Origin of the sequence: Pedomonas mirosovicensis (genome assembly GCF_022569295.1) — a bacterium.
In the GTDB taxonomy this organism is placed as follows: Bacteria; Pseudomonadota; Alphaproteobacteria; order Sphingomonadales; family Sphingomonadaceae; genus Pedomonas; species Pedomonas mirosovicensis.
In genome coordinates, this window is record NZ_JAKFIA010000001.1 from 903,008 (window position 1) to 925,086 (window position 22,079).

Sequence of the window (22,079 nt, forward strand, 5' to 3'; positions counted from 1 at the left end):
TTTGCCACGAAACAGAATTGCGGAAAGAGGCGGGGTGGCGCCTGTATCTGCTCCTCTCCAGCCTCTGGAGGACAAGATCGTGCACACGCGGGCTTGACCGCAGGAGCCTGAGGGGTCAAGGCTCACGAGCCTTAACACTTGGGGAAACAGGGATGTCGGCAGCAGGCGTGAGCGAGAGCGTGACGGCAGAAAACCATGCGGCGCAGGCCGGTGCGGATGTGCCGGTCAATTCGGTAAAGCGGGTGCTGGGCGCAAGTCTCACCGGCACGGCGGTCGAGTTCTACGATTTTTACATCTACGCCACCGCCGCCGCGCTGGTGTTCGGGCCGCTGTTCTTCCCCTCGCACAACCCGTCGCTGCAACTGCTGGCGGCCTATGCCAGCCTTGGCGTCGCCTTCATCGCCCGGCCGATCGGGGCTGTGGCCTTCGGTCATTTCGGCGACAAGATCGGGCGGAAGTCGACGCTCGTTGCCTCGCTGCTCATCATGGGCGGCTCCACCGTCGCTATCGGCTTCCTGCCCACCTACGAGACCGCCGGATGGCTGGCCCCCGTGCTGCTGTGCCTGATGCGCTTCGGCCAGGGCTTCGGACTGGGCGGCGAATGGGGCGGCGCGGCGCTGCTGGCGGTGGAGAATGCGCCCAAGGGCTGGAAGGGGCGCTTCGGCATGTTCCCGCAACTGGGCGCGCCGGTGGGTTTCATCGCCGCCAACGGCCTGTTCCTGCTGCTGGGGCTGATGCTCACCAAGCAAGACTTCGTGCAGTGGGGCTGGCGGCTGCCGTTCCTCCTGAGTTCGGTGCTGGTGTTCCTGGGGTTGTGGGTGCGGACGCGCCTGGCCGAAACGCCTGCCTTCGCCAGGGCGCTGGCGGAAGCGCCGCCCGAGCGCGTGCCGCTGGCCGTGGTGATGCGCCAGCACCCGCGCGCGCTGGTGGGCGGCATCTTCGCGGTCGTTGCCTGCTTTGCGCTCTTCTATCTCTCCACTGCCTTCATCCTCGGCTACGGCACGACCACGCTGGGTTACGGGCGCGAGGTCTTCCTGCAGGTGATGCTGGGGGCCATCCTGTTCATGGCGGCAGGCATTGCACTGGCGGGGGTGTGGTCGGACTTCTCGACGCCCCGCCGGGTATTGATGGCAGGCTGCGTGCTCACTGTGCCGGCCGGGCTGCTGATGGCTCCGGCGCTCAGCAGCGGCTCGCTGGCAGTGATTTTCGCTTATCTCAGCTTCGCGCTCTTGGTGATGGGGCTGGTTTACGGCCCGCTGGGGGCCTTCCTGCCGAGCCTGTTCCCGGCGCGGGTGCGCTACACGGGCGCGTCCATGACCTTCAACCTCGGCGGCATCTTAGGGGGCTCGCTGACGCCCATGATTGCCCAGATGCTGGCCAGTCACGGCGGGCTGGGGTACGTCGGCCTCTATCTGGCGGCAGCGGGCATCATCAGCTTCGTCGCCATGGTGCCGCTGACGCGGACAGCGGAAGGCTGACATGGTTGGCCCCGCCCGCTGGGCGGCGATGACGGCGGCAGACATCGATGCCATCTTCGCCATCGCCGAGGTGGTGCACCCTGCCTACCCGGAGGACCGGGCGGTGATGGCCGAGCGCCTTGCGCTTTATCCTGCTGGGTGCCTGGTGCTGCGGCGGGGCGAAGAGGTGATCGGCTACGCGCTCAGCCATCCGTGGGCGCAGAACGATGCGCCGCCGCTCAACACTTTGCTGGGTGCGCTGCCGGAGCGGGCGGAGGTTTACTACATTCACGACCTTGCATTGCTGCCCGAGGCGCGGGGGCTGCGCGCCGGGGAGGCGGCAGTGCGGCGGCTGGCGGAACACGCCCGCGCGTTGGGGCTGGCGCGCATGGCGCTGGTGGCGGTGAACAACTCCGGCGGCTTCTGGCGCGGCCAAGGCTTCGTGGTGGAGAACAGCCCGGCGTTGGCGCGCAAACTCGTCAGCTACGATGCGGATGCGGCCTACATGACACGGGTGCTGTAAGGCGCGGCAGCGGGCGCATGGCAACGGCTCGGGCGCGGGGCTCGGCGGCGGTTCTCTCTGGCTTTTCAGGGAAAGGGGAGCGTTGTTGGAGCGGGTAGCGGGAATCGAACCCGCGCGTCCAGCTTGGGAAGCTGGCAGGCTACCATTACATCATACCCGCGCTCCGCGCCCTAGATAGGGCAAGTCGCGGCATGGCGTCAATCTGGCCGAAGCGTGGTTTCAACTAAAAATGCGGGGGCAGGGAAGGGGCCGGGGCCGGGCCTTTCCTGCACCGCCTGCTTGACCCCCGTAAGACCGTCCGGAGTGTCTTCCAACGAGCATCCATGGCGGGGAGGGTTGCATTTGCCAATCCACGGCTGTCACTGTCCGCCTGTCGCAACTGAGGTCGCAAGGGGAATAAGGTGCCGGGTGTGACCCACCGTAGCCCGGCGCGGTGTGAAGAAGCAGTGGGCGGCGGCAGGGATGCCCACTTGCTGGTCTTGTGCTGCTTGGGCCGGGAAAGACCCCAGCAGCAGCCCAGGGGTGTGAAGCACGCCGTGGCGCACACCTGCCTCACGAGCAGGCAAGCGTGACCATAGGGCCTAAGTGCCTGAACTGGCTATATTAATCGTACGGGGCCGTATCGTCTGGATGGTCGAATGTTTTCCGTGCGTTGCGTCGCCGGAAACCGGAGGCCTCCTGATGCGCTGCGGACGCAGTGGCCTGTGCTCGCCCTGCCGTCATGCTCATGGTACAGGGGGCCGAATTGTTGGTTGAGTTCCGCTATTCATCAGGAGGACACATGGAAAGCCAGCCCGCCTATAGTCGCCTCTTCGTTCTCATCAAATGCGAGGTGGGTCGTGCCAGCGATGTTGGTGAGCAGATCGTCGATCTGATCGAGGAGGCGCAGGAAGTTTACTCGATCACAGGCGAGTATGACCTTCTGGTCAAATTTATCCTGCCGAACCTCCAGGCCATGTCTGACCTGGTGCTCACGAAGCTTCACCGTATTCCGGGCATCAAGGAAACGCACACCTTCGTCTCCTTCCGCGTATTCGGGGAAGATATCGGCGACTTCGTCGAGTGACAGGAAGCGTTACCGCTGACCGAGCAGGGCCAGCACATCGTCGGCAAGGTCTTCCAGCGGGCCTTCCGGGTTGGCAAGGTCATAGAGCGCATCGGCGATGGCGGGCTCGAAGCGGGCCTCGAAGGCGATGTCTTCCCGGCATTCGACAAGGGTGGCCCATAGCTCCACGTCCCCGGCGGTAATTTCGCCCGCCTGAAAGCGCTGCACGATGGCGGCGATATCCGCCCGGGTGAGGGTGGCGACGGGGGTTGCGTCCATCGGCAGGGCGGCGAGCGCATCCCGCAGGTTGCCCAGCGGCGCATCGAGGCGGATGAGCGAAGTGACGAGGGCGCGGCGGTCCATGGGGGAGGTCTCCTACCGCTTGGCTTCCGGCAGGGGAAGGGCGGGCAGGCCATGGATGAACAGGTCCACCACCAGATCGGCGAACTGGCTGGGAGTGATCGGGCCTTCGGCGCGGAACCAGGTGTAGGTCCAGTTGAGCGCGCCCATGAACATCATGGCGACGGGTTTGCGAAGGGCCGTGCGGGTTTCGAGCTCCGGCCGGATTTCAACCAGCAATGACAGGAAGATATCCACCACCTTGTTCTGCAGGGTGATGACCTCGCGGCGTTGCTCCTCCGGCAGGGAGCCGATCTCGTTCAGCAGCACCACATGCTTCGAGGTGGCGTCTACGTAGATTTCCATGAACCGCTCGGCGAGGCGGCGCAGGCGCTCCCTGGCGTCGCCCTCCGCTCCGGCGGTCTCCTCGGCGGTTTCCAGCAGCAGCTCGGTGTGGTCCCGCAGGATATCGAACAGGATCGCCTCTTTCGACGAATAATAGTGATAGAGCGCCGACTTGGAGGTGCCGCACGCCTCGGCCAGATCGGAAATCGAGGCGCGGTGGAAGCCCATGCGCGCGAACAACTCGGCGGCGCGATCGGCAATGGCCTGTCGGCGGTCATCGTAATCGGGCGCTTGGGTGCGGGCCATGGGTGCGAGCCTGTTCGTCCATTCTGGTTACACAACAACTGCGGGTTATGGCCTGTTCCGCACCGGATTTGCAATCGATTAGCAATTGGCGATCAGCCTCAGGCATCGAAGCTGAGGACCACGCGCTCCGTCTTGGGGAAGGACTGGCAGGTGAGCACGTAGCCCGCCGCCACTTCATCTTCCTCAAGGTTGTAGTTGATCGCCATTTCTACCTCGCCTTCCAGCACCTTGGCGCGGCAGGTGCAGCAGACGCCGCCCTTGCAGGCGAAGGGCACGGGCGCGCCCGCTTCGAGCGCACCGTCGAGAATGGCCCGCGTGCCGTCGTCGGGGAAGCTGACGGCCTGATCGTCGATGATGACGGTGACCTGCGCGCCCGTCGCCATGGCCGGGCGCGCGGCGGGCGTGGCGCAGGCGGCGTCGGGGGCGAGGAAACGCTCGGTGAGGATGCGCTTCTTCTCGACGCCCGCTTTCGCGAGCGTGGCTTCCACCGTGTCGATCATGGCGTTGGGGCCGCAAACGAAGGCGTAGTCGATCGCCTTGGGATCGATAAGATGCTTCAGGATCGCCTGCACCTTCTCCGCATCAATGCGGCCGTTGAAGAGCGGAATGTCAGACTGGCCCTGGCTCAGGACGTGCAGCACCTCAAGGCGGCCCATGTAGCGGTCCTTGAGTGCCGCCAGTTCCTCCATGAACATGATGCTGGAGGGGCTGCGGTTGCCGTAGACCAGCAGGAAGCGGCTCTTCGGCTCATGGGCAAGCACGGTTTTCAGGATGGAGAGCACCGGCGTGATACCGCTGCCCGCAGCAAAAGCGACGTAGGAGCGCGTGGCCTCGGGGTCGATCTCCACCGAGAACCGGCCCGTCGGCGGGTAGACCTCGATCACGTCTCCCGCCTTGAGCCCCTCGTTGGCGTGGCCGGAGAAGACGCCTTCGGGAATCTTTTTAACGGCGATGCGGAGCAGCCCCTCATGCGCGCCGGAGCAGATGGAGTAGGAGCGACGCACTTCCTGCCCGCCAATCTCGGTCTTCAGCGTGAGGTGCTGGCCGGGTGTGTACTGGAACACGGGCGCCAGCTCCTGCGGCACGTCAAACTGGATGGAGACGGCCTCGGGCGTTTCGCGCTTCACCTCGGCGACACGCAAGGGGTGGAACTGACGCATGGCGGTTCACTCCGATTCTTCTTGTTGTTCAGCGCCTTAGTGGCACTTGAAGGCTTCAAACGGCTCCAGGCACGCCTTGCAGCGATGCAGCGCCTTGCAGGGCGTGGAGCTGAACTGGCTGAGGCGCTCGGTCTCCGTGCTGCCGCAGCGGGGGCATGCAATTGCACTGGCGAGGGCGGGGGTTTCGCCCATGAGCGCCCGCTTGGAGGTGGAGCCCGGCGGGGGCGGGGCGATGCCGTATTCCCGCAGCTTGCGGCGGCCGTCCTCGCTGATCCAGTCCGTCGTCCACGGCGGATCGATTTCCTGCACGATGTCGGCATCGGCGTAACCCGCCTGTTCCAGCGCGGCGGTGATCATCAGCGAGATGACCTCGGTCGCCGGGCAGCCGGTGTAGGTGGGGGTGATGACGACCTTGACGGGCTCGCCCGCCTCAACCCGCCGCACGATGCCGAGATCAACGATGCTGAGCACCGGGATTTCGGGATCGTTCACCCCGGCCAGCACCTCCCACACCGCCGCCTCGATGGCGGCCGCGTTCGCGCCGACAGGGGCAAGGTGCGCGGCCATTACCACGTCGCCCCCGGATAGGCGCGCTGGAGGAACTGCATCTCGGCCAAGAGGTAGCCGAGGTGCTCGGTGTGGTGGCCCTTGCGGCCGCCGACGACCGGGCGATGCGGGGCAGGGACATCCAGCGTTGCCTCGCTCAGAACCCGCTCGATGCGCTCCTGCCACAGCGGGCGCAGCGCCGCGGCGTCCGGCGCGATGTTTGCGGCCGTCAGGCGGTCTTCCACATCGTCGCTCTCGAACATCTCGCCCGTGAAGCGCCAAAGCTGGTTCAGCCCTTCCTGCATCCGGCGCTTGCTCTCCTCCGTGCCGTCGCCAAGGCGCACCACCCATTCCGAGGCGAAGCGCACGTGGTAGGCGATTTCGGGGAGCGCCTTGCGGGCGATGGCGGCCAGCTGCTCGTCCGCCGAGGCCGCCAGCTTCTCGAAATAAAGCTGCTGGAAGGTGGAAAAATAGAACTGGCGGGCGATGGTCGCCGCCCAGTCCCCGTTCGGCTGCTCCACCAGCAGGAAGTTGCGGTAGTCGAGCACATCGCGGAGATAAGCGAGAGCGTCCTCGTCCCGGCCCCGTCCTCCCGCTATCTGGCCCTCGATCTCCCCCGCATAGGTGAGGAACAGGCGGCTCTGGCCGATCAGGTCCAGCCCGAGATTGCTCATCGCCACGTCCAGCTCCATTTCCGGCGCGTGGCCACACCATTCGGACAGGCGGTGGCCCAGCACCAGCGACGTATCGCCGAGGCGCAGGGCGTATTCGAACAGGTCGTCTTTACCAATAGCCGTCATCAACACGCCCTCAGATGTACTTCACGTTGGCGGGGATGTCGTAGAAGGTCGGGTGGCGGTAGACCTTGTCCCTGGCGGGCTCGAACAGCGCATCGGCCTCGCCGGGGTCGGACGCCACGATCTGCGCCGAGGGCACCACCCACAGGCTCACCCCTTCCTGACGGCGGGTGTAGAGGTCGCGGGCGTTCTCAAGCGCCATCTGGGCATCCGCCGCGTGAACCGAGCCCGCGTGCTTGTGCGACAGGCCGTTCTTCGAGCGGATGAAGACTTCCCACAGCGGCCATTCCTTGTTCATCGTCGGTATCCCTCAAATCTTACGCGGCGTCCGCCTGGCGGCGGGCCTCAACCTTGGCGGCGTGGGCGCTGGCGGCCTCGCGCACCCATGCGCCCTCGTCCCACGCCTTGCGGCGGGCGGCGATGCGCTCCTTCGCCACCGGGCCTTCGCCCCGCACCACGGCGTAAAACTCCTCCCAGTCGATGGGACCGAAGTCGTAGCCTTGCTTGTCCTCGTTCCACCTGAGGTCCGGGTCGGGCACGGTGAGGCCGATGGCCTCCGCCTGCGGCACGGTGATGTCCACGAACTTCTGGCGCAGCTCGTCGTTGGAGTTGCGCTTGATGCGCCACGCCATGGACTGGGCCGAGTTGGGCGAATTGTCGTCCGGCGGGCCGAACATCATCAGCGACGGCCACCACCAGCGATTGAGGGCATCCTGCGCCATGCGCTTCTGCGCCTCGGTGCCCTTCATCAGCGCGCACATGATCTCGTAGCCCTGACGCTGGTGGAAGCTTTCTTCCTTGCAGATGCGGACCATGGCGCGGGCATAGGGGCCGTAGGAGCAGCGCTGGAGCGGGATCTGGTTCATAATCGCCGCGCCGTCCACCAGCCAGCCGATCGCGCCGATGTCGGCCCACGTCAGCGTCGGGTAGTTGAAGATGGTGGAATATTTCGCCTTGCCCGAGAGCAGGGCTTCCACCAGTTCGTTGCGGGAGACGCCGAGCGTTTCCGTGGCGCTGTAGAGGTAAAGGCCGTGGCCCGCCTCGTCCTGCACCTTGGCGAGCAGGATCAGCTTGCGGCGCAAGCTTGGCGCGCGGGTGATCCAGTTGCCCTCCGGCAGCATGCCGACGATCTCCGAGTGGGCGTGCTGGGACATCTGGCGGATCAGCGTCTTGCGGTAGCCTTCCGGCATCCAGTCCTTCGGCTCGATGAACTCATCGGCCGCCACCCGCGCCTCGAACGCGGCCAGACGCTCCATATCCTCCGGGCGGGCGGTGGTTTGCGCCGGTTTAGCGCTCTTGTCGAGTTCGGTCGTGTACACGGGGCCGGTCTCCTGATCTTCCAGTTCCCTGTCAGAATATAAAAAGCCGAACGGTCGGTCAATTAATTAAGCGCACCGCGTCCGGCAAGACGCTTTGCGGAGGCAAACAGGGCAAGAAGCAGGAGGGACTTGTCCCTCCTGCACCTCCCATTTTTTCGATCGGGGCGTGCGTGTGATGAAGGGCGCGGCCCTATAAAGCGAATGGGAGCGCGAGGGACCGAGTCCCTCGCATTCTACTCGAAAAACTGCGCCGTCAGCTGGCGGCGGACAGGCTGCGGTAATCGAACACGCGGCGGGCCTTGCCCTGGCTGCGCTCGATGGCCCCGCACGGCAGCGCCTGCACGGCGCAGGAAATGCCGATCACCTTCTTGATGTGCGCCGAAAGGCTGCGGCAGCAGGGCTCGGCGGCGGAAGGTTCCACCCCCGGCTTGGCTTCCACCACCACGGTGAGCGAATCGAGCCGCCCCTCGCGGCGGATTTCCAGCCGGTAGTGGGGCGCAAGCGCCGCCTCCTTGAGCAGCAGCTCCTCGATCTGCGAGGGAAAGACGTTGACGCCGCGGATGATCATCATGTCGTCCGAGCGGCCCGAAATGCGCTCGAACCGGCGCATGGTGCGGGAGGTGCCCGGCAGCAGGCGGGTGAGGTCGCGCGTGCGGTAGCGCAGCACCGGCAGGGCCTCCTTGGTGAGCGTGGTGAACACCAGCTCGCCGAGGCTCCCCTCCGGCAGCACCTCGCCGGTTTCGGGATCGACGATCTCGGGGTAGAAGTGGTCTTCCCAGATGGTCGGGCCGTCCTTGGCGTCGGCGCATTCCATGGCGACGCCGGGGCCCATCACCTCGGAGAGGCCGTAGATATCGACCGCATCGATGCCGAAGGTCTCCTCGATCTCGCGGCGCATGGCCTCGGTCCACGGCTCAGCCCCGTGCACGCCGATCTTCAGCGAAGACTGGCGCGGGTCCAGCCCCTGACGGCGGAATTCGTCCGCGATCGCCAGCATGTAGGAGGGCGTCACCATGATGACGCGGGGCTGGAAGTCCTGGATCAGCTGCACTTGGCGTTCGGTCGCGCCGCCCGACATGGGGACGACGCAGCAGCCGAGCTTTTCCGCGCCGTAATGCGCGCCGAGCCCGCCGGTGAACAGGCCATAGCCGTAGGCCACATGCACCGTATCACCCGGCCGCGCCCCCGCCGCATGGAGGGAGCGGGCGATGAGGCCCGCCCAGGTGTCGATGTCGTTCTTCGTGTAGCCGACGACGGTCGGCTTGCCGGTGGTGCCGCTGGAGGCATGAAGGCGGGCGAGCCTTTCTTTCGGCACGGCAAACAGGCCGAAGGGATAGTTGGCCCGCAGGTCCGCCTTGGTGGTGAAGGGCAGGAGGCGGATGTCCTCCAGCGATTTGATGTCGTCCGGGTGGACGCCCTTTTCCTCCAGCTTCCGCCGGTAGAACGGCACGTTCTGGTAGGCATGGCGCACGGTCCACTTCAACCGCTCCAGCTGGAGGGCCGAGAGTTCGTCCTGGCTGGCGGTTTCGATGGCGTCCAGTCCTGCAGCGGTTTTGCGGTCAGCCATGGTCCTCTTACCCCTATGAACGTGTTGCCCTTGGCCCCCCGACCGTTTTGCCCCCGGTTATTTCCTCACACCCTCTCGATGATGGTGGCGATGCCCTGCCCGACGCCGATGCACATGGTGCAGAGCGCATAGCGCCCCTTCGTGCGCTGCAACTCCTCGGCAGCGGTGATGAGCAGGCGCGCGCCCGACATGCCGAGCGGATGGCCGAGCGCGATGGCCCCGCCGTTGGGATTGACGCGCGGGTCGTCGTCCGCCAGCCCAAGGTCGCGCAGCACGGCGAGCCCCTGCGCGGCGAAGGCCTCGTTCAGTTCGATCACGTCGATCTGGTCGAGCGTCAGTCCGGCAAGCGCCAGCACCTTGCGGGTGGCAGGCGCGGGGCCCATCCCCATGATGCGCGGTTCGACGCCCGCCACCGCCCCGGCCACGATGCGGGCGCGGGGCGTCAGGCCGTGAAGGCGGGCGGCCTCTTCGCTGGCGATGAGCATGGCCGCCGCGCCGTCGTTGACGCCGGAGGCGTTGCCCGCCGTCACCGTGCCGCCCTCCTTGCGGAAGGGGGTGCCGAGTTTGGCCAGCGCCTCCAGCGTGGTGCCCGCGCGGGGGTGCTCGTCCTGCTCCACCACCGTCACCGCGCCCTTGCGGCCGGGAATGGTGACGGGCACGATCTCGGCAGCCAAGCGGCCGTTGCCTTGCGCCGCCACCGCCTTTTCCTGCGAGCGGACGGCGAAGCGGTCCTGATCCTCGCGGCTGATGCCGAACTGCTCCGCCACGTTCTCGGCGGTCTCAGGCATGGAATCGATGCCGTACTGCTTCTCGATCAGCGGGTTGACGAAGCGCCAGCCGATGGTGGTGTCGTAGATCTCCGCCTTGCGGGAGAAGGGCGAATCGGCCTTCGGCATGACGAAGGGCGCGCGGCTCATGCTCTCGACGCCGCCCGCGATGGCGATCTGCCCCTCGCCGCAGCGGACCATGCGCGCGGCATAGAGCGCCGCGTCCATGCCGGAGCCGCACAGGCGGTTGAGGGTGGTGCCGGGCACTTCTGTCGGCAGGCCGGCGAGCAGCGTTGCCATGCGCGCGACGTTCCGGTTGTCCTCCCCCGCCTGATTGGCGCTGCCGAGCACCACGTCGTCAATGGCGGCCCAGTCCACGCCCAAGTTGCGCTCCATCAGCGCCTTCAAGGGAATGGCGGCCAGATCGTCGGCGCGGACGGCGGACAGCGCGCCGCCGAAGCGGCCGATGGGCGTGCGGATGCCGTCGCAGATGAAGGCGTCAGTCATTCAACCAGAGCTCCTCTTGAGGGCGCGGGTTCGGACGCGTCCTCGATGATTTCACCATTGATGCGGCGCGACAGGCCGCGGAACGTGGCCACCACCGCACCGTCCTGATCGGTGAGGATGGCATCATAAACCCCCGAGCGGCCGCTGGCGGCCTGCCGCCGCGCTTCGGCGGTGAGCCGGTCTCCGGCCGAGACCGGCTTCAGGAACGCGATGCTGCAATGCTGCGCCACGGTGCGCTGGTTGCCCGAATTGCAGGCGAAGGCGAAGGCCGAATCCGCCAGCACGAACATGAACCCCCCATGGCAGGTGCCGTGGCCATTCAGCATGTCTTCCCGCACGGTCATGCTCACCCGCGCCCAGCCGTCGCCCGCCGCGTCGATGGTCATGCCCAGGCCTCTCGATGCCTTGTCCTCGCTGAACATTCTTGCCGCGACGCGCTGCGCCAGCCGGTCCGCTTCGGTTTCGGGCACTCTGCAACTCCCCGGCTGGCTCTGGCATTTTCACCGCGCAAAGCCCCTTGCCGTTAATAATCCGAACGGCCATACTATTAATCGAGGACGAGCCTCTGTCCAGAGGCAAAGACGCAAGCCGGGCCAACAAACCGGGGAGGGCAATTGTGACGACCTATTCCACCATCTCGTACGACTGCATGGACGACATCGCCCGGCTGACGCTGAACCGGCCCGAGAAGCTGAACAGCTTCAACGTCGTCATGCACGGCGAGGTGCAGGACGCGCTGAACCGGGTGGAGGCGGACGGCGCGCGGGTGCTGGTGCTCACTGGGGCGGGGCGGGCCTTCTGCGCCGGGCAGGACCTGGACGACCGGGCGGTGAAGCCGGACGGCGCGGGGGTGGATCTGGGCGCGAGCCTCGAGGACTATTACAACCCGCTCATCCGCCGCATTACGGGGTTGAAGATGCCGGTCCTCTGCGCCGTCAACGGCGTGGCGGCGGGGGCGGGGGCCAACATCGCGCTCGCCTGCGATATCGTCATTGCCTCCAAAACGGCCAAGTTCGTGCAGGCCTTCTGCAAGCTGGGGCTGGTGCCGGACTCGGGCGGCACGTGGATCCTGCCGCGCCTTGTCGGCACGGCGCGGGCGCTGGGCCTGTCGCTGCTCGGCACGCCGCTCGATGCGGAAACGGCGGAGCGCTGGGGCCTCATCTGGAAGGCGGTGGAGCCGGAGGCTTTGGTGCCGGAAGTGGAGGCGATGGCCCGCCACTTCGCCACCCAGCCGACACAAGGCCTGGCCGCCATCAAGCAGGCGATCCGCGCCTCGGCCACCAACACGCTCGACCAGCAGCTGGACCTTGAGCGCGACATCCAGCGCGCGGCCGGACGCTCCGCCGATTACCGCGAGGGCGTGGTGGCTTTTCTCGAAAAGCGCGCGCCGAATTTCACGGGGGCGTGAAGCGAATCATCCCGAAAAAAACGGGAGAGAAGGAGAATTATCCAATGAAGCTGATGAGCTTTGCCGAAGGGCGCTGGGTTGAGCCGCAAGGCCGCCTGACGGAAGTGGTGAGCGCCGTTGACGGCGCGCCCGTGGGCCTGTGCTCCAGCGAGGGGCTGAACTTCGGCGGCATGGCCCGCTACGCCCGCGCGGTGGGCGGCTCCAACTTGCGGAAGCTGACGTTCACCGAGCGCGCCGCCATCCTCAAGCGGCTGGCGGCCTACCTGATGGAACGCAAGGACGAGCTTTACGACCTCTCGTACAAGACCGGCGCGACCAAGACCGACGGTTGGATCGACATTGAAGGTGGCATTGGCACCCTGTTCGCCTACGCCTCGCGAGGCCAACGCGAACTGCCGAACGAAAAGCACCTGATCGACGGTGACGTGGAACAGCTCTCCAAGGGCGGCAGTTTTGTAGGCCTGCACGTGTTGACGCCGCTGAAAGGCGTGGCTGTGCACATCAACGCCTTCAACTTCCCCTGCTGGGGCCTGCTTGAAAAATTCGCGCCCACGTTCCTCGCGGGCGTGCCGGTTATCACCAAGCCCGCAACCGCAACGGCATACCTTGCCGAAAAGCTGGTGCGGCTGATGATCGGCTCCGGGCTGCTGCCGGAAGGATCGCTGCAGATCATCGTCGGCTCGACCGGCGACCTGCTCGACCACCTGACCATGCAGGACGTGGTCTCCTTCACCGGCTCGCTGGAGACCTCGGTGAAATTGCAGGCCCACCCCAACATCCTCAGGAACGCGGTGCGGTTCATCGCGGAGCGGGATTCGCTCAATGCCTCCATCTTGGGGCCGGACGCTGGGCCGGGCACGCCGGAGTTCGACCTCTATGTCAAGGAAGTGCAGCGTGAGATGACCACCAAGGCGGGCCAGAAGTGCACCGCTATCCGCCGCGCCATCGTGCCGAGGCAGCACGCGGACGCGGTGGCCGAGGCGCTGCGGGCGCGGCTCGCCAAGGTCGTCGTCGGCAACCCGCAGGCGGAAGGCGTCACCATGGGCGCGCTGGCGAGCCACGCCCAGCGCGATGATGTTCGCACCAAGATCCAGCTGCTGCGCTCCGAAGCGCAAGTGGTATTCGGCGACCCCGAGACGTTCGAGGTGGTGGGCGCAGACAAGGAGGCGGGCGCATTTCTGCCGCCAGTGCTGCTGCGCTGCGATGACCCGTGGAAGGCGCGCTACGTGCACGACGTGGAGCCGTTCGGGCCCGTCGCCACCATCGTGCCCTACGACACGCTGGAGGACGCCGTGCGCCTCGCCAACCGGGGCGAGGGCAGCCTCGTGGCCTCCGTCTTCACCTACGATCCCGCCGTGGCGGACGAGCTGCTGTTCGGCACCGCCTCCTTCCACGGTCGCCTCGTGTTCATCGACCGGGACTGCGCCAAGGAATCAACCGGCCACGGCTCGCCCCTGCCGCACATGATCCACGGCGGACCGGGGCGCGCTGGCGGCAGCGAGGAAATGGGTGGCCTGCGCGGCGTGAAGCATTACATGCAGCGCACCGCGCTCCAGGGCTCGCCCACGCGCCTTGGCCAGCTGGGCCGCTCGTGGATCAGAGGCGGCGTGGAAATCAATGCAGGCGAACACCCGTTCCGCCGCCCGTTCGATGTGCTGCAACTGGGCGAAACCCTGCACACACGCCCCCGCACCATCACGATGGAAGACATCGAGCACTTCGCCGAGTTCACCGGCGACACCTTCTATGCCCACATGGACGAGGAAGCCGCGAGCGCCAACCCGTTCTTCCCCGGCCGGGTGGCGCATGGCTACCTGCTGCTCAGTTTTGCCGCGGGCCTGTTCGTCGAGCCCGCGCCGGGGCCAGTGCTCGCCAACTACGGCCTCGATAACCTTCGCTTCCTCAAGCCGGTGGTGCCGGGCGATGCCATCAAGGTGCGCCTCACTGTCAAATCCAAGCGCGCGCGCAAGGAGTACGGCGAGGTGCGCTGGGATGTACAAATCACCAACCAGCTGGGCGAGACGGTCGCCAACTACGACCTTCTCACCATGAACGCCTTTTCCAACGATTCAAAAGCGGCGCAGGGCTGAGACGCGCTTTTTGCTGAAGGCTTGGATTTTTGCAGGAGGGTTTTGGGCCCTCCTGCGCCTCCCTTTCATTTTTCCGGCCGGGCATGGGTTTTCCGTCGTGCCCGCTGGATTTCTAGAATTGGATCGTGCCTTGCACGGCCCAGTCTTTTCAAATTCCAGAAGACGCGCGGCGGATGGCAGGCGCGTCCCGATAAACGAATGGGGGCGCGGGGGACCAAGTCCCCCGCAACCCTCAAAAAATCAAAAACCTCACCCCAGCGGCAGGCCGGCCGGGCGGCGCATCACCCAGTGCGGTATCACGTGGTGGGTGGTGACGGTGGGGTCGATCTCGAAGCCGAATTTCCGGTAAAAATGGATGGCGCGTTCGTTGTGGCGCAGGACGTTGAGCCACATCGGATTTTCCGGGCCGAGCCATTCGATGCCGAGGCGCATGAGCAGGGCGGACAGGCCGCTGCCGTGGTGGCGGGGGTGGACCATCAGCCAGTCCAGCTCCAGGTCGTTCTCGCCGTGGCGGGTGGCGATGACGTAGCCGCCGGGCTGCCCGTCGATGAAGGCGATCGCAAGGTGCTGGTGCGGGTTTTGCGCGGCGGCCTCGCAGGTGGGAGCGCAAATGGAAACGACGCGCCGGTTGGCGGCGATCTCTTCCGGGGTCAGGTCATCGCGGTAGAAGGTGGCGTTGGTGGCGGCTTCGGTGAGCGCGGTGATGCTGGCGAGGCCCGCGTTGGCCATAGCCTCGGCATTCAAAAGAACCGTGATTTCGGCCGGCTGCGCGGATGCCATGGGATTCTCCGTCTGAATTAGAACATTTGGCGAACTTTCTGGCCTGTTTCCGCTTGCGGATCAAGCCCGCGAAGGCGCGGAAATGCTGGAACTTCGCCCATGGCCGACGGTTGCTCCCAAAAGGCAGGTGGCGCATGTCGGTCACGGTGCGTAGCGACTGCTTTCCCCGCTTTTCAGCGCAGGCAATCCGGGCATGCCGGTGGCCGGCGGCGTCCCGCCTTTTTGCGGAAAAGAAGTAAAGGAGGCAGACATGCCGACACATATAACTGGCGGCTCGCCAGACATGACACGGACCACGGCTGCGGCGACGGGCGACAAGGTGGCGGACGCCACCGACCTGTTGCAGCGGGATCACCGGCAGGTCGAGAGTTGGTTCCACGCCTGCGAATCCCTGAGCGACCAGCAGCAGAAGGCCGAGCTGATCCAGAAGATCTGCATGGCCCTGAAGGTTCATACCCAGATCGAGGAAGAGATTTTCTACCCCCGCTTCCGCGCCGAGACGGACGAGCAGGGATTGGTGCAGGAGGCGATCGACGAGCACGCCGAGGTCAAGCGCCTGATCGCTGAGGTCGAGCAGCGCCAGGCTCAGGGTCAGGATTGTACCGAGCAGCTTCGGGAGATGCAGCAGTGCGTGATGCATCACGTCAAGGAAGAAGAGGGGGAGATGTTCCCCAAGGCGCGCAACACCGACATTGACCTGTTCGCGCTGGGTGGCGAACTGGCGACGCGCCGGTCGGAGCTGATGCAGCAAATGACGGTGCAGCGGAACCAGGGCCAGCTCGATTCAGGCAGCAATATCTAGGGGAGGCGAACCGCCCATGGCGCGGGAGGACCGGTGGGGAGGCGGCGGCGGGCCCGCCAGCGATGCGGCCCGTCAGCTGGACTGGGCTGGAGGCACGCTTGGCTTCGCGCTGGGCGGGTTCTTCGACGGTATCCTGCTCCACCAGATCCTCCAGTGGCATCACGTGCTGAGTGGTCTCGGCGGGCCCATGTGGCGCAGCCTGCGCGTGCAGGTGCTGGCCGATGGCCTGTTCCATGCCGTGATGTACGGGATTGCGCTCGTTGGCCTGTGGCTGCTGTGGCGCAGCCGTCGCGCCGCGCCGGAGAGCGGCGGCAAACGGTTCGGCGGCGCGTTCCTGATCGGCTTTGGCCTGTGGCACGTGGTGGATGCCGTCATCAACCACTGGCTGCTGGGCCTGCACCATATCCGCATGAATGCCGAGTCCGTTCTGTTCTGGGACATGGCCTTCTTCCTGCTGGGGCTCGTCGTATTGGCCGCTGGAACGGCGATCTGGCGGACGGGCCGTGCGGGCGGCAGCGGGCCGGGCGTCTCGACCAAAGGCAAGTCTTCCGGGCGCACAGCCTTCATGCTGGGCTTGGCGGTGGTGCTGGCGGGCGCGTGGGCGCTGCGCCCGAACCCGGACGGGCTGGTGACGGCGGTGTTTCCCGCAGGCGCCTCAGACGCGGCGCTGCGGGCGATTGCCGAGGCCGATGGCCGCCTGGTCTGGCTCGACGCGCAAGGCGGCGTTGCCGTGTTCGCCTTGCCGGAGGGCGCGCGCGGAGGCTGGCAGCTCTACCGCGCGGGCGCGCTGTTCGTCAGCGGCACCGTATCTCCTCCCGGCTGCTTTGCCTTTGCGCGGCCCCCGGCCTGAGCCAGTGGGCGCGCGTTCCGGTGCTCGTCAGTCCGGCAGAAAGCCGTGCTGGCGAGCGCAGGCAACAGCAGCGTGCCGGCTGTTCACCTTCAGTTTCCGCATGATGTTTTTCAGGTGCCACTTCACGGTTTCGGGCGTCAGGAGGAGCTGACGCGCGATGACCTTGTTGGAATGGCCCCCGGCCACGCCGCGCAGCACATCCAGTTCGCGCGGCGTCAGGTCGTGCGCCGGGGGCGGTGGCGCCTCCGGTACGAGCCTGACCGTTGCCGTCACGAGACGCGGCGATAGCTTGGTGATAAGGCCCGGCGCCAGGAAGGGCGCCAGACCCGCGAGTCCGGACTCGCCGGCAAGAGCGGGCGAGCGGTTCAGGCTGAGCGACGACTTAGACGCCATAAGCCCACAAACACTGCATTGCGGTTTCTCCCCATGGCTTTGGTGTTTGCTCTTGTTCTTGCCTGCGCTTGCCCGGCTGGGCCGGGTGGCAGGATGCGGCTTTTGCCGTCCTGTTCTGATTTCATGGTGTTCACGGACAGGAAAAGACTCAAGAGCCGGAATTGAAAGCTGGCGGCGCCTGCTCCTGCCGAAGCGGGCCCTGCCCGTGCCTTCCCACCGACTTCAAAGCCGCGGATTTCCACACTTTCAGATGGCGGCGAGGGGCGCGCGTGGACGCATGGTGGGCGCTTGTTCGCTTTGTCGGTTCCTGGGCCGGTGTTGCATACCGACAACAGGAAAACGACCGGATACCCCCAAAAGATTCGCTATCCGATTCTTCAAAAAACGATAACATGGCCCCAACGAACAGCTGCCGGCGCCCACTGGCCGGATGGGGAGGACGAATCGATGAATCTGAAATTCTCGCCGGAGGACGAAGCCTTCCGGCAGGAGGTGCGGGCCTTCATTGCGGAGAACTACCCGGAGGTTCTGCGCGGCGCGGAAAGCACCGAGGAGCTGAGCAAGGAAGAGGTGCTCTCCTGGCACCGGGTGCTGGCGAAGAAGGGCTGGATTGCGCCCAACTGGCCTAAGGAATACGGCGGCACGGGCTGGACGCCGGTGCAGCGTTACATCTGGGCGGAGGAGTGCGCGAAGGCCGATACCATCCGCGTCCTTCCCTTCGGCATCAACATGGTGGGGCCGGTCATCTACACCTTCGGCACGCCTGAGCAGAAGCAGCGCTTCCTGCCGCCCACCCTCTCGGGCGATATCTGGTGGTGCCAGGGCTATTCGGAGCCGGGCGCGGGGTCCGACCTCGCCTCGCTGCGTACCCAGGCAAGGCGGGAGGGCGACCATTACATCGTCAACGGCCAGAAGACCTGGACCACGCTTGCCCAGCACGCGGACTGGGGCTTCTTCCTCGTCCGCACCGACCCCGCCGCCAAGCCGCAGGAGGGGATCAGCTTCCTCCTCATCGACATGAAGTCGCCGGGCGTTACCGTGCGGCCCATCATCACGCTCGGCGGCGAGCACGAGGTGAACGAGGTGTTCCTCGAGAACGTGCGGGTACCGGTCGAGAACCGCGTTTACGAGGAGAACAAGGGCTGGACCTGCGCCAAATTCCTGCTGGCGCACGAGCGCACCAATATCGCCGGGGTCGCCGTCTCCAAGCGGGGTATCGAGAAGCTGAAGGCGATTGCCCGCAAGGAACTCTCCGGCGGGCGGCCGCTGGTGGAGGACCCGTTCTTCGCCCGCAAGATCACCGAGCTGGAGGTGGACCTGATGGCGCTGGAATATACCGAGCTGCGCGTGCTCGCCTCCGAGAGCGCAGGGAAGGGGCCGGGGCCGGAGTCCTCCCTCCTCAAGATCAAGGGCACGGAAATTCAGCAGCGGCTGACCGAACTGGCACTGGAAGCGGTGGGCCACTACGGCGCGCCCTATTTTCGGGGCTTCCCCGAGGCGGGCGACAACCAGCCCATCGGGCCGGACTACGCCCACCGCGCCGCGCCCACCTATTTCAACATGCGGAAAACCTCCATCTACGGCGGCTCCAATGAAATTCAGCGCAACATCATCGCCAAGATGGTGCTGGGGCTGTGAGCGCCGGGGTCAGAAGCAAGGCTGGGGAGTGAGGGCATGGATTTCAATTTCACCGAGGAACAGGCGATGCTGCGGGAGCAAATCTCCCGCTTCCTTGCGGACAGGTATGATTTCGAGCAGCGCCGCCGGGCGGTGGCCTCGCCGGAGGGCTGGCGGCCGGACATCTGGCAGGCCTTCGCCGGGGAACTGGGGCTCTTGGGCGCAGCCTTTCCCGAGAGCCTTGGCGGCTACGGCGGCGGGCCGGTCGAGACCATGATCGTCATGGAGGAGTTCGGCAAGGCGCTGGTGGTGGAGCCATACCTCGGCACGGTGGTCATCGGCGGCGGCTTCCTGAAACATTCCGGCTGGCCGCAGGCAAAAGACTTGGTTGCGAAAATCATCAGCGGCGAGGCGCGGATCGCCTTTGCCCATGCCGAGCCGCAGGGCTGCTTCGACACCCGTTTTGTCGCAACCACTGCCCGCCGGCGCGGCGAGACTTACGTGCTGGACGGCCACAAGGCGGTGGTGATCGGCGCGCCCTGGGCGACGCATCTGATCGTCACTGCCCGCACTGCTAGCGCGCCGGGGGAGGCGGAGGGGCTTTCCGTCTTCCTGGTGGAGAAAAATGCACCAGGCATCACGACTACCGACTACCCGACCGTCGATGGCCTGCGCGCTTCGGAAATTCGCTTTGATGCGGTCGAGGTGCCGACCGGTTGTTTGCTGGGCGAGGAGGGCAGGGCGCTGCCGCTCATCGAGCAGGTGATCGACGAGGCGACCGCCGCGGCGTGCGCCGAGGCGGTGGGCTGCATGCAGAAGCTGCACGAAGGCACGCTGGACTATGCCCGCGAGCGCCGCCAGTTCGGCACGCCCATCGGCAAGTTCCAGGCGCTTCAGCACCGTATGGTCGATATGTTCATCGCGCTCGAGCAGTCGGTTTCCATGAGCTACATGGCGACTATGATGCTGGGCGCGCCCGCCACGGAGCGCGCAAGGGCGGTCTCCGCCGCCAAGGCGTTCATCAGCCGCTCGGCAAAATTCGTTGGGCAGAGCGCCATCCAGATTCACGGCGGCATGGGCATGACCGACGAGCTGGCCATCGGCCATTATTTCAAGCGGGCGACCATGATCGAGGGATTGTTCGGCACGGCGGACCATCATCTGCGCCGCTACGAGGCATTGCAGGCCGCCTGAGCGCGCCAGGACATTTTCCGCCAAACGCAACAGGGCGCGGCCTTTCCGGTCGCGCCCTGTTTTCTTGCTCATGGCGTTACGGCAGAACCGCGGCCGCCATGAGGGTTATGGGGTTGCCGTTCATCAGTGAGCGCTCTCGGCCCGTACTTCTCCAAGCTGCCAGGCCCGCACGAACGGAATGAGCTGATAGAGGGCCGACAGCCCCACCAGCGCATAGACGATGTTCGTCAATGTCGTGTCAGTTCCGAACAGGGCGGAGACCAGGTTGAAATCCGCCAGGGCGATGAGGCCCCAGTTGATGCCGCCGATGATCGTGAGGATCAGCGTGATGAGGTTCAGCGTCTTCATAGGCACCTCCACGTGTTCACCGGGAACGCCGCATGGGGTGCACAGTTCCAGAATCCGAGCCGGGTTGCGGCCCGCCCCGCGCGGAACCGCGCTGTGCCAAAACCGTTGGTGAAACAACGGCGCAGTGCCGAAACGTCAAGGAGTGGACGATGGCAGCAACAGGAGCCAGAAAGGCTGGCGGAAAGTCTCGTGCTCGGACATCGCGGAGCCGGAAGGAGACGTCCGCGCAAAGGACGGGTGGGCAGCCGCAGATGGAGCAAGCGGAGATGGCGCCCTCCGACACCAGTTCCAGCCGCCGTGGCCAATCGCGATCCCAGTCTCGATCCGGCCAATCCCGCGCCGAATCCCGCGCAGGGTCTGTTTCCAGATCCGCCTCGAAAACGGCCCCAAAGACGACTGCGACCACGCGGGGGCGGGGAGCGTCAGCGTCCGGCGCCGCTGCCGCTAAGTCCGCAGGCCGGTCGTCGGGCCGGGCCGGGCAGCAGGATGCCGTGCAGTTTCTGAAGCAGGACCACCGCCGGGTCGATGAGCTGTTCTCGCAGTTTGAGGAGGCCAAGGACGGCCGCACCCGCGCGAGCATCATGCGCCGGATCGCCCAGGCGCTGACAGTACACACCCAGATCGAGGAAGAACTGTTCTACCCGGCGGCCCGCGCGGAGATGGGCGACCACGACCTTCTGAACGAGGCCCAGGTGGAGCACGATTCCGTCAAGCGGCTGATCGCCGAGATCGAGGGGATGCGCCCTTCCGAGCACCTCTACAAGGCCAAGATCACGGTGCTGAAGGAATATGTGAAGCACCATGTGAAGGAGGAGGAGCGCGAACTCTTCCCGCTGGTGAAGAAAACCGATCTCGACCTCTCAGCCCTCGGCGAGGACCTATCCGCCCGTTGGGAGCAGCTGATGAAGCAGGGCGGCACCGGCCGTGGGCGTCGCCGCACTGCCACCGCAGAGACGGGAATGCAGGCGCGCACCTGAGGCGCGTGCCGCAAGGCGCATCAAACCAAACGGGCGGCCCCGAAGGGCCGCCCGTTTTGTCTTGGCAAGGGGGTGGCTCGGACCCGTAGTCCCTGCCCCCCTTGCATCCCTTTACGCATCCGAGGCCGTATCCTCGTTGGCCTTGGCCCGGCGGCGCTTGGCCCGGCGCGCCAGAATATTGAGGGATTCAACCGCTGCCGAGAAGGCCATGGCGGCATAGACGTAGCCCTTGGGCACGTGCGCGCCGAAGCCTTCGGCGATCAGCGTGGTGCCGATGAGCAGCAGGAAGCCCAGCGCCAGCATGACGACCGTGGGGTTGGCGGCGATGAAGTTGGCCAGCGGCGTTGCTGCCACCAGCATGACCGCCACGGCCACGATGACGGCGATGAACATGATGGCCAGGTTGTCGGTCATGCCGACGGCGGTGATGATGCTGTCGATGGAGAACACCAGGTCGAGCATCAGGATCTGCCCGATGGCGGCGGCGAACCCCATGCTTGCCTTGCTGGTATCGAACACGTCCTCGTTGGGCGTGGGATCCACGTTATGGTGGATTTCCTTGGTGGCCTTCCACACCAGGAACAGGCCGCCGGCGATGAGGATGAGGTCGCGCCAGGAAAAGCCGTGGTCGAACAGCGTGAAGATGGGCCGGGTGAGCTGCACGATGAAGGCCACCGTGCTGAGGAGGGCCAGACGCATGACCAGCGCCAGGCTGATGCCAATGCGCCGCGCCTTCTCCCGGCTTTGCTCCGGCAGCTTGTTGGACAGGATGGAAATGAAGATCAGGTTGTCGATGCCGAGCACGACCTCCATGGCAATCAGGGTCGCGAGCGCTGCCCAGGCTGCGGGATCGGAAGCAATCGCGGCGAGGTGTTCCATGACCAGAAGGGTCCTTCGTGAGGTTGCGTGACACTCGTTTGTACCAAAGACCCGCGCAGAAAG

The 22,079-nt window shown here is 65.8% G+C and carries 24 protein-coding genes and 1 tRNA gene; 10 read left to right on the forward strand and 15 right to left on the reverse strand.

Annotated elements, in window-relative coordinates:
- Positions 1-152 precede the first annotated feature (152 nt).
- The gene (locus L0C21_RS04250; RefSeq protein ID WP_310593350.1) at positions 153-1,478 is read left to right on the forward strand and encodes an MFS transporter; all 1,326 of its coding nucleotides are present in this window, start codon (positions 153-155) and stop codon (positions 1,476-1,478) included.
- A gap of 1 nt (position 1,479) precedes the next feature.
- Positions 1,480-1,980, forward strand: a complete 501-nt coding sequence (locus L0C21_RS04255) for a GNAT family N-acetyltransferase (protein ID WP_259277177.1) — start codon at positions 1,480-1,482, stop codon at positions 1,978-1,980.
- An 86-nt stretch (positions 1,981-2,066) separates the two neighbouring features.
- Here L0C21_RS04255 and L0C21_RS04260 read toward each other — a convergent pair.
- A tRNA-Gly gene (locus L0C21_RS04260) sits at positions 2,067-2,140 on the reverse strand.
- 621 nt (positions 2,141-2,761) lie between these two features.
- Between L0C21_RS04260 and L0C21_RS04265 the strand changes: the two genes are divergently transcribed.
- Positions 2,762-3,046: an Lrp/AsnC ligand binding domain-containing protein gene (locus L0C21_RS04265; RefSeq protein ID WP_259277178.1), complete on the forward strand. Its 285-nt coding sequence runs from the start codon at positions 2,762-2,764 to the stop codon at positions 3,044-3,046.
- 9 nt (positions 3,047-3,055) lie between these two features.
- Here the strand turns inward: L0C21_RS04265 and L0C21_RS04270 are convergent, their stop codons facing one another.
- The 10 genes from L0C21_RS04270 to paaI all read right to left on the reverse strand — a co-directional run bounded on the left by L0C21_RS04270 (position 3,056) and on the right by paaI (position 11,148).
- Entirely contained in the window at positions 3,056-3,388 is a 333-nt protein-coding gene (locus L0C21_RS04270; protein WP_259277179.1) for a hypothetical protein, read from the reverse strand.
- 12 nt (positions 3,389-3,400) lie between these two features.
- On the reverse strand, positions 3,401-4,015 hold the full coding sequence (locus L0C21_RS04275) for a TetR/AcrR family transcriptional regulator (RefSeq protein WP_259277180.1): 615 nt from the start codon (positions 4,013-4,015) through the stop codon (positions 3,401-3,403).
- 98 nt (positions 4,016-4,113) lie between these two features.
- On the reverse strand, positions 4,114-5,175 hold the full coding sequence (paaE, locus tag L0C21_RS04280; protein WP_259277181.1) for a 1,2-phenylacetyl-CoA epoxidase subunit PaaE: 1,062 nt from the start codon (positions 5,173-5,175) through the stop codon (positions 4,114-4,116).
- 36 nt (positions 5,176-5,211) lie between these two features.
- Positions 5,212-5,742, reverse strand: a complete 531-nt coding sequence (gene paaD / locus L0C21_RS04285) for a 1,2-phenylacetyl-CoA epoxidase subunit PaaD (RefSeq protein ID WP_259277182.1) — start codon at positions 5,740-5,742, stop codon at positions 5,212-5,214.
- A complete protein-coding gene (gene paaC, locus L0C21_RS04290) occupies positions 5,742-6,521 on the reverse strand; it encodes a 1,2-phenylacetyl-CoA epoxidase subunit PaaC (RefSeq protein ID WP_259277183.1) in 780 nt (259 codons plus the stop codon). The genes paaD and paaC overlap by 1 nt, the downstream gene beginning before the upstream one ends.
- A gap of 10 nt (positions 6,522-6,531) precedes the next feature.
- Positions 6,532-6,816: a 1,2-phenylacetyl-CoA epoxidase subunit PaaB gene (paaB, locus tag L0C21_RS04295; protein WP_259277184.1), complete on the reverse strand. Its 285-nt coding sequence runs from the start codon at positions 6,814-6,816 to the stop codon at positions 6,532-6,534.
- A 19-nt stretch (positions 6,817-6,835) separates the two neighbouring features.
- Entirely contained in the window at positions 6,836-7,837 is a 1,002-nt protein-coding gene (gene paaA / locus L0C21_RS04300; protein ID WP_259277185.1) for a 1,2-phenylacetyl-CoA epoxidase subunit PaaA, read from the reverse strand.
- Between the two features lie 253 nt (positions 7,838-8,090).
- Positions 8,091-9,404 (reverse strand): phenylacetate--CoA ligase PaaK, encoded by a 1,314-nt coding sequence (gene paaK / locus L0C21_RS04305; protein ID WP_259277186.1) that lies wholly within the window; start codon positions 9,402-9,404, stop codon positions 8,091-8,093.
- 65 nt (positions 9,405-9,469) lie between these two features.
- Complete coding sequence (pcaF, locus tag L0C21_RS04310; RefSeq protein ID WP_259277187.1) at positions 9,470-10,678, reverse strand: 3-oxoadipyl-CoA thiolase; 1,209 nt, start codon at positions 10,676-10,678, stop codon at positions 9,470-9,472.
- Positions 10,675-11,148: a hydroxyphenylacetyl-CoA thioesterase PaaI gene (paaI, locus tag L0C21_RS04315; RefSeq protein ID WP_259277188.1), complete on the reverse strand. Its 474-nt coding sequence runs from the start codon at positions 11,146-11,148 to the stop codon at positions 10,675-10,677. The genes pcaF and paaI overlap by 4 nt, the downstream gene beginning before the upstream one ends.
- Before the next feature lie 146 nt (positions 11,149-11,294).
- On the opposite strand from paaI, the gene paaG reads away from it, so the two are divergent.
- Positions 11,295-12,086 (forward strand): 2-(1,2-epoxy-1,2-dihydrophenyl)acetyl-CoA isomerase PaaG, encoded by a 792-nt coding sequence (gene paaG, locus L0C21_RS04320; RefSeq protein ID WP_259277189.1) that lies wholly within the window; start codon positions 11,295-11,297, stop codon positions 12,084-12,086.
- 44 nt (positions 12,087-12,130) lie between these two features.
- Positions 12,131-14,176, forward strand: coding sequence for a phenylacetic acid degradation bifunctional protein PaaZ (gene paaZ / locus L0C21_RS04325; RefSeq protein WP_259277190.1), 2,046 nt, complete (start codon positions 12,131-12,133; stop codon positions 14,174-14,176).
- Positions 14,177-14,425: 249 nt separating this feature from the next.
- On the opposite strand, the gene L0C21_RS04330 is transcribed toward paaZ, so the two are convergent.
- Positions 14,426-14,956, reverse strand: a complete 531-nt coding sequence (locus L0C21_RS04330) for a GNAT family N-acetyltransferase (protein WP_259277191.1) — start codon at positions 14,954-14,956, stop codon at positions 14,426-14,428.
- A 250-nt stretch (positions 14,957-15,206) separates the two neighbouring features.
- Between L0C21_RS04330 and L0C21_RS04335 the strand changes: the two genes are divergently transcribed.
- Entirely contained in the window at positions 15,207-15,758 is a 552-nt protein-coding gene (locus L0C21_RS04335) for a hemerythrin domain-containing protein (protein ID WP_259277192.1), read from the forward strand.
- A 16-nt stretch (positions 15,759-15,774) separates the two neighbouring features.
- Positions 15,775-16,608, forward strand: a complete 834-nt coding sequence (locus L0C21_RS04340; protein ID WP_259277193.1) for a DUF2243 domain-containing protein — start codon at positions 15,775-15,777, stop codon at positions 16,606-16,608.
- A 27-nt stretch (positions 16,609-16,635) separates the two neighbouring features.
- Here L0C21_RS04340 and L0C21_RS04345 read toward each other — a convergent pair whose 3' ends face one another.
- Positions 16,636-17,001 (reverse strand): response regulator transcription factor, encoded by a 366-nt coding sequence (locus L0C21_RS04345; protein ID WP_259277194.1) that lies wholly within the window; start codon positions 16,999-17,001, stop codon positions 16,636-16,638.
- Positions 17,002-17,448: 447 nt separating this feature from the next.
- Between L0C21_RS04345 and L0C21_RS04350 the strand changes: the two genes are divergently transcribed.
- Positions 17,449-18,639 carry an acyl-CoA dehydrogenase family protein gene (locus L0C21_RS04350; RefSeq protein WP_259277195.1) on the forward strand — a complete coding sequence of 397 codons (1,191 nt, stop codon included), beginning with the start codon at positions 17,449-17,451 and terminating at the stop codon, positions 18,637-18,639.
- Between the two features lie 36 nt (positions 18,640-18,675).
- Complete coding sequence (locus tag L0C21_RS04355) at positions 18,676-19,812, forward strand: acyl-CoA dehydrogenase family protein (protein WP_259277196.1); 1,137 nt, start codon at positions 18,676-18,678, stop codon at positions 19,810-19,812.
- 123 nt (positions 19,813-19,935) lie between these two features.
- On the opposite strand, the gene L0C21_RS04360 is transcribed toward L0C21_RS04355, so the two are convergent.
- Positions 19,936-20,160, reverse strand: coding sequence for a DUF378 domain-containing protein (locus tag L0C21_RS04360; protein ID WP_259277197.1), 225 nt, complete (start codon positions 20,158-20,160; stop codon positions 19,936-19,938).
- 491 nt (positions 20,161-20,651) lie between these two features.
- Between L0C21_RS04360 and L0C21_RS04365 the strand changes: the two genes are divergently transcribed.
- A complete protein-coding gene (locus tag L0C21_RS04365) occupies positions 20,652-21,137 on the forward strand; it encodes a hemerythrin domain-containing protein (RefSeq protein ID WP_259277198.1) in 486 nt (161 codons plus the stop codon).
- Positions 21,138-21,248: 111 nt separating this feature from the next.
- Here the strand turns inward: L0C21_RS04365 and L0C21_RS04370 are convergent, their stop codons facing one another.
- The gene (locus L0C21_RS04370; RefSeq protein WP_259277199.1) at positions 21,249-22,016 is read right to left on the reverse strand and encodes a TerC family protein; all 768 of its coding nucleotides are present in this window, start codon (positions 22,014-22,016) and stop codon (positions 21,249-21,251) included.
- Positions 22,017-22,079 lie beyond the last annotated feature (63 nt).

Excerpts from the sequence above, each read along its gene's own strand:
- paaK (WP_259277186.1), bottom strand. The coding sequence starts at position 9,404 with ATGGCTGACCGCAAAACCGCTGCAGGACTGGACGCCATCGAAACCGCC.
- L0C21_RS04265 (WP_259277178.1), top strand. The coding sequence starts at position 2,762 with ATGGAAAGCCAGCCCGCCTATAGTCGCCTCTTCGTTCTCATCAAATGC.
- paaC (WP_259277183.1), bottom strand. The coding sequence starts at position 6,521 with ATGACGGCTATTGGTAAAGACGACCTGTTCGAATACGCCCTGCGCCTC.
- L0C21_RS04335 (WP_259277192.1), top strand. The coding sequence starts at position 15,207 with ATGCCGACACATATAACTGGCGGCTCGCCAGACATGACACGGACCACG.
- paaE (WP_259277181.1), bottom strand. The coding sequence starts at position 5,175 with ATGCGTCAGTTCCACCCCTTGCGTGTCGCCGAGGTGAAGCGCGAAACG.
- L0C21_RS04340 (WP_259277193.1), top strand. The coding sequence starts at position 15,775 with ATGGCGCGGGAGGACCGGTGGGGAGGCGGCGGCGGGCCCGCCAGCGAT.
- L0C21_RS04355 (WP_259277196.1), top strand. The coding sequence starts at position 18,676 with ATGGATTTCAATTTCACCGAGGAACAGGCGATGCTGCGGGAGCAAATC.
- L0C21_RS04345 (WP_259277194.1), bottom strand. The coding sequence starts at position 17,001 with ATGGCGTCTAAGTCGTCGCTCAGCCTGAACCGCTCGCCCGCTCTTGCC.
- L0C21_RS04250 (WP_310593350.1), top strand. The coding sequence starts at position 153 with ATGTCGGCAGCAGGCGTGAGCGAGAGCGTGACGGCAGAAAACCATGCG.
- L0C21_RS04330 (WP_259277191.1), bottom strand. The coding sequence starts at position 14,956 with ATGGCATCCGCGCAGCCGGCCGAAATCACGGTTCTTTTGAATGCCGAG.
- L0C21_RS04255 (WP_259277177.1), top strand. The coding sequence starts at position 1,480 with ATGGTTGGCCCCGCCCGCTGGGCGGCGATGACGGCGGCAGACATCGAT.
- paaD (WP_259277182.1), bottom strand. The coding sequence starts at position 5,742 with ATGGCCGCGCACCTTGCCCCTGTCGGCGCGAACGCGGCCGCCATCGAG.
- paaZ (WP_259277190.1), top strand. The coding sequence starts at position 12,131 with ATGAAGCTGATGAGCTTTGCCGAAGGGCGCTGGGTTGAGCCGCAAGGC.
- L0C21_RS04275 (WP_259277180.1), bottom strand. The coding sequence starts at position 4,015 with ATGGCCCGCACCCAAGCGCCCGATTACGATGACCGCCGACAGGCCATT.
- L0C21_RS04360 (WP_259277197.1), bottom strand. The coding sequence starts at position 20,160 with ATGAAGACGCTGAACCTCATCACGCTGATCCTCACGATCATCGGCGGC.
- L0C21_RS04350 (WP_259277195.1), top strand. The coding sequence starts at position 17,449 with ATGAATCTGAAATTCTCGCCGGAGGACGAAGCCTTCCGGCAGGAGGTG.
- paaB (WP_259277184.1), bottom strand. The coding sequence starts at position 6,816 with ATGAACAAGGAATGGCCGCTGTGGGAAGTCTTCATCCGCTCGAAGAAC.
- L0C21_RS04270 (WP_259277179.1), bottom strand. The coding sequence starts at position 3,388 with ATGGACCGCCGCGCCCTCGTCACTTCGCTCATCCGCCTCGATGCGCCG.
- pcaF (WP_259277187.1), bottom strand. The coding sequence starts at position 10,678 with ATGACTGACGCCTTCATCTGCGACGGCATCCGCACGCCCATCGGCCGC.
- L0C21_RS04370 (WP_259277199.1), bottom strand. The coding sequence starts at position 22,016 with ATGGAACACCTCGCCGCGATTGCTTCCGATCCCGCAGCCTGGGCAGCG.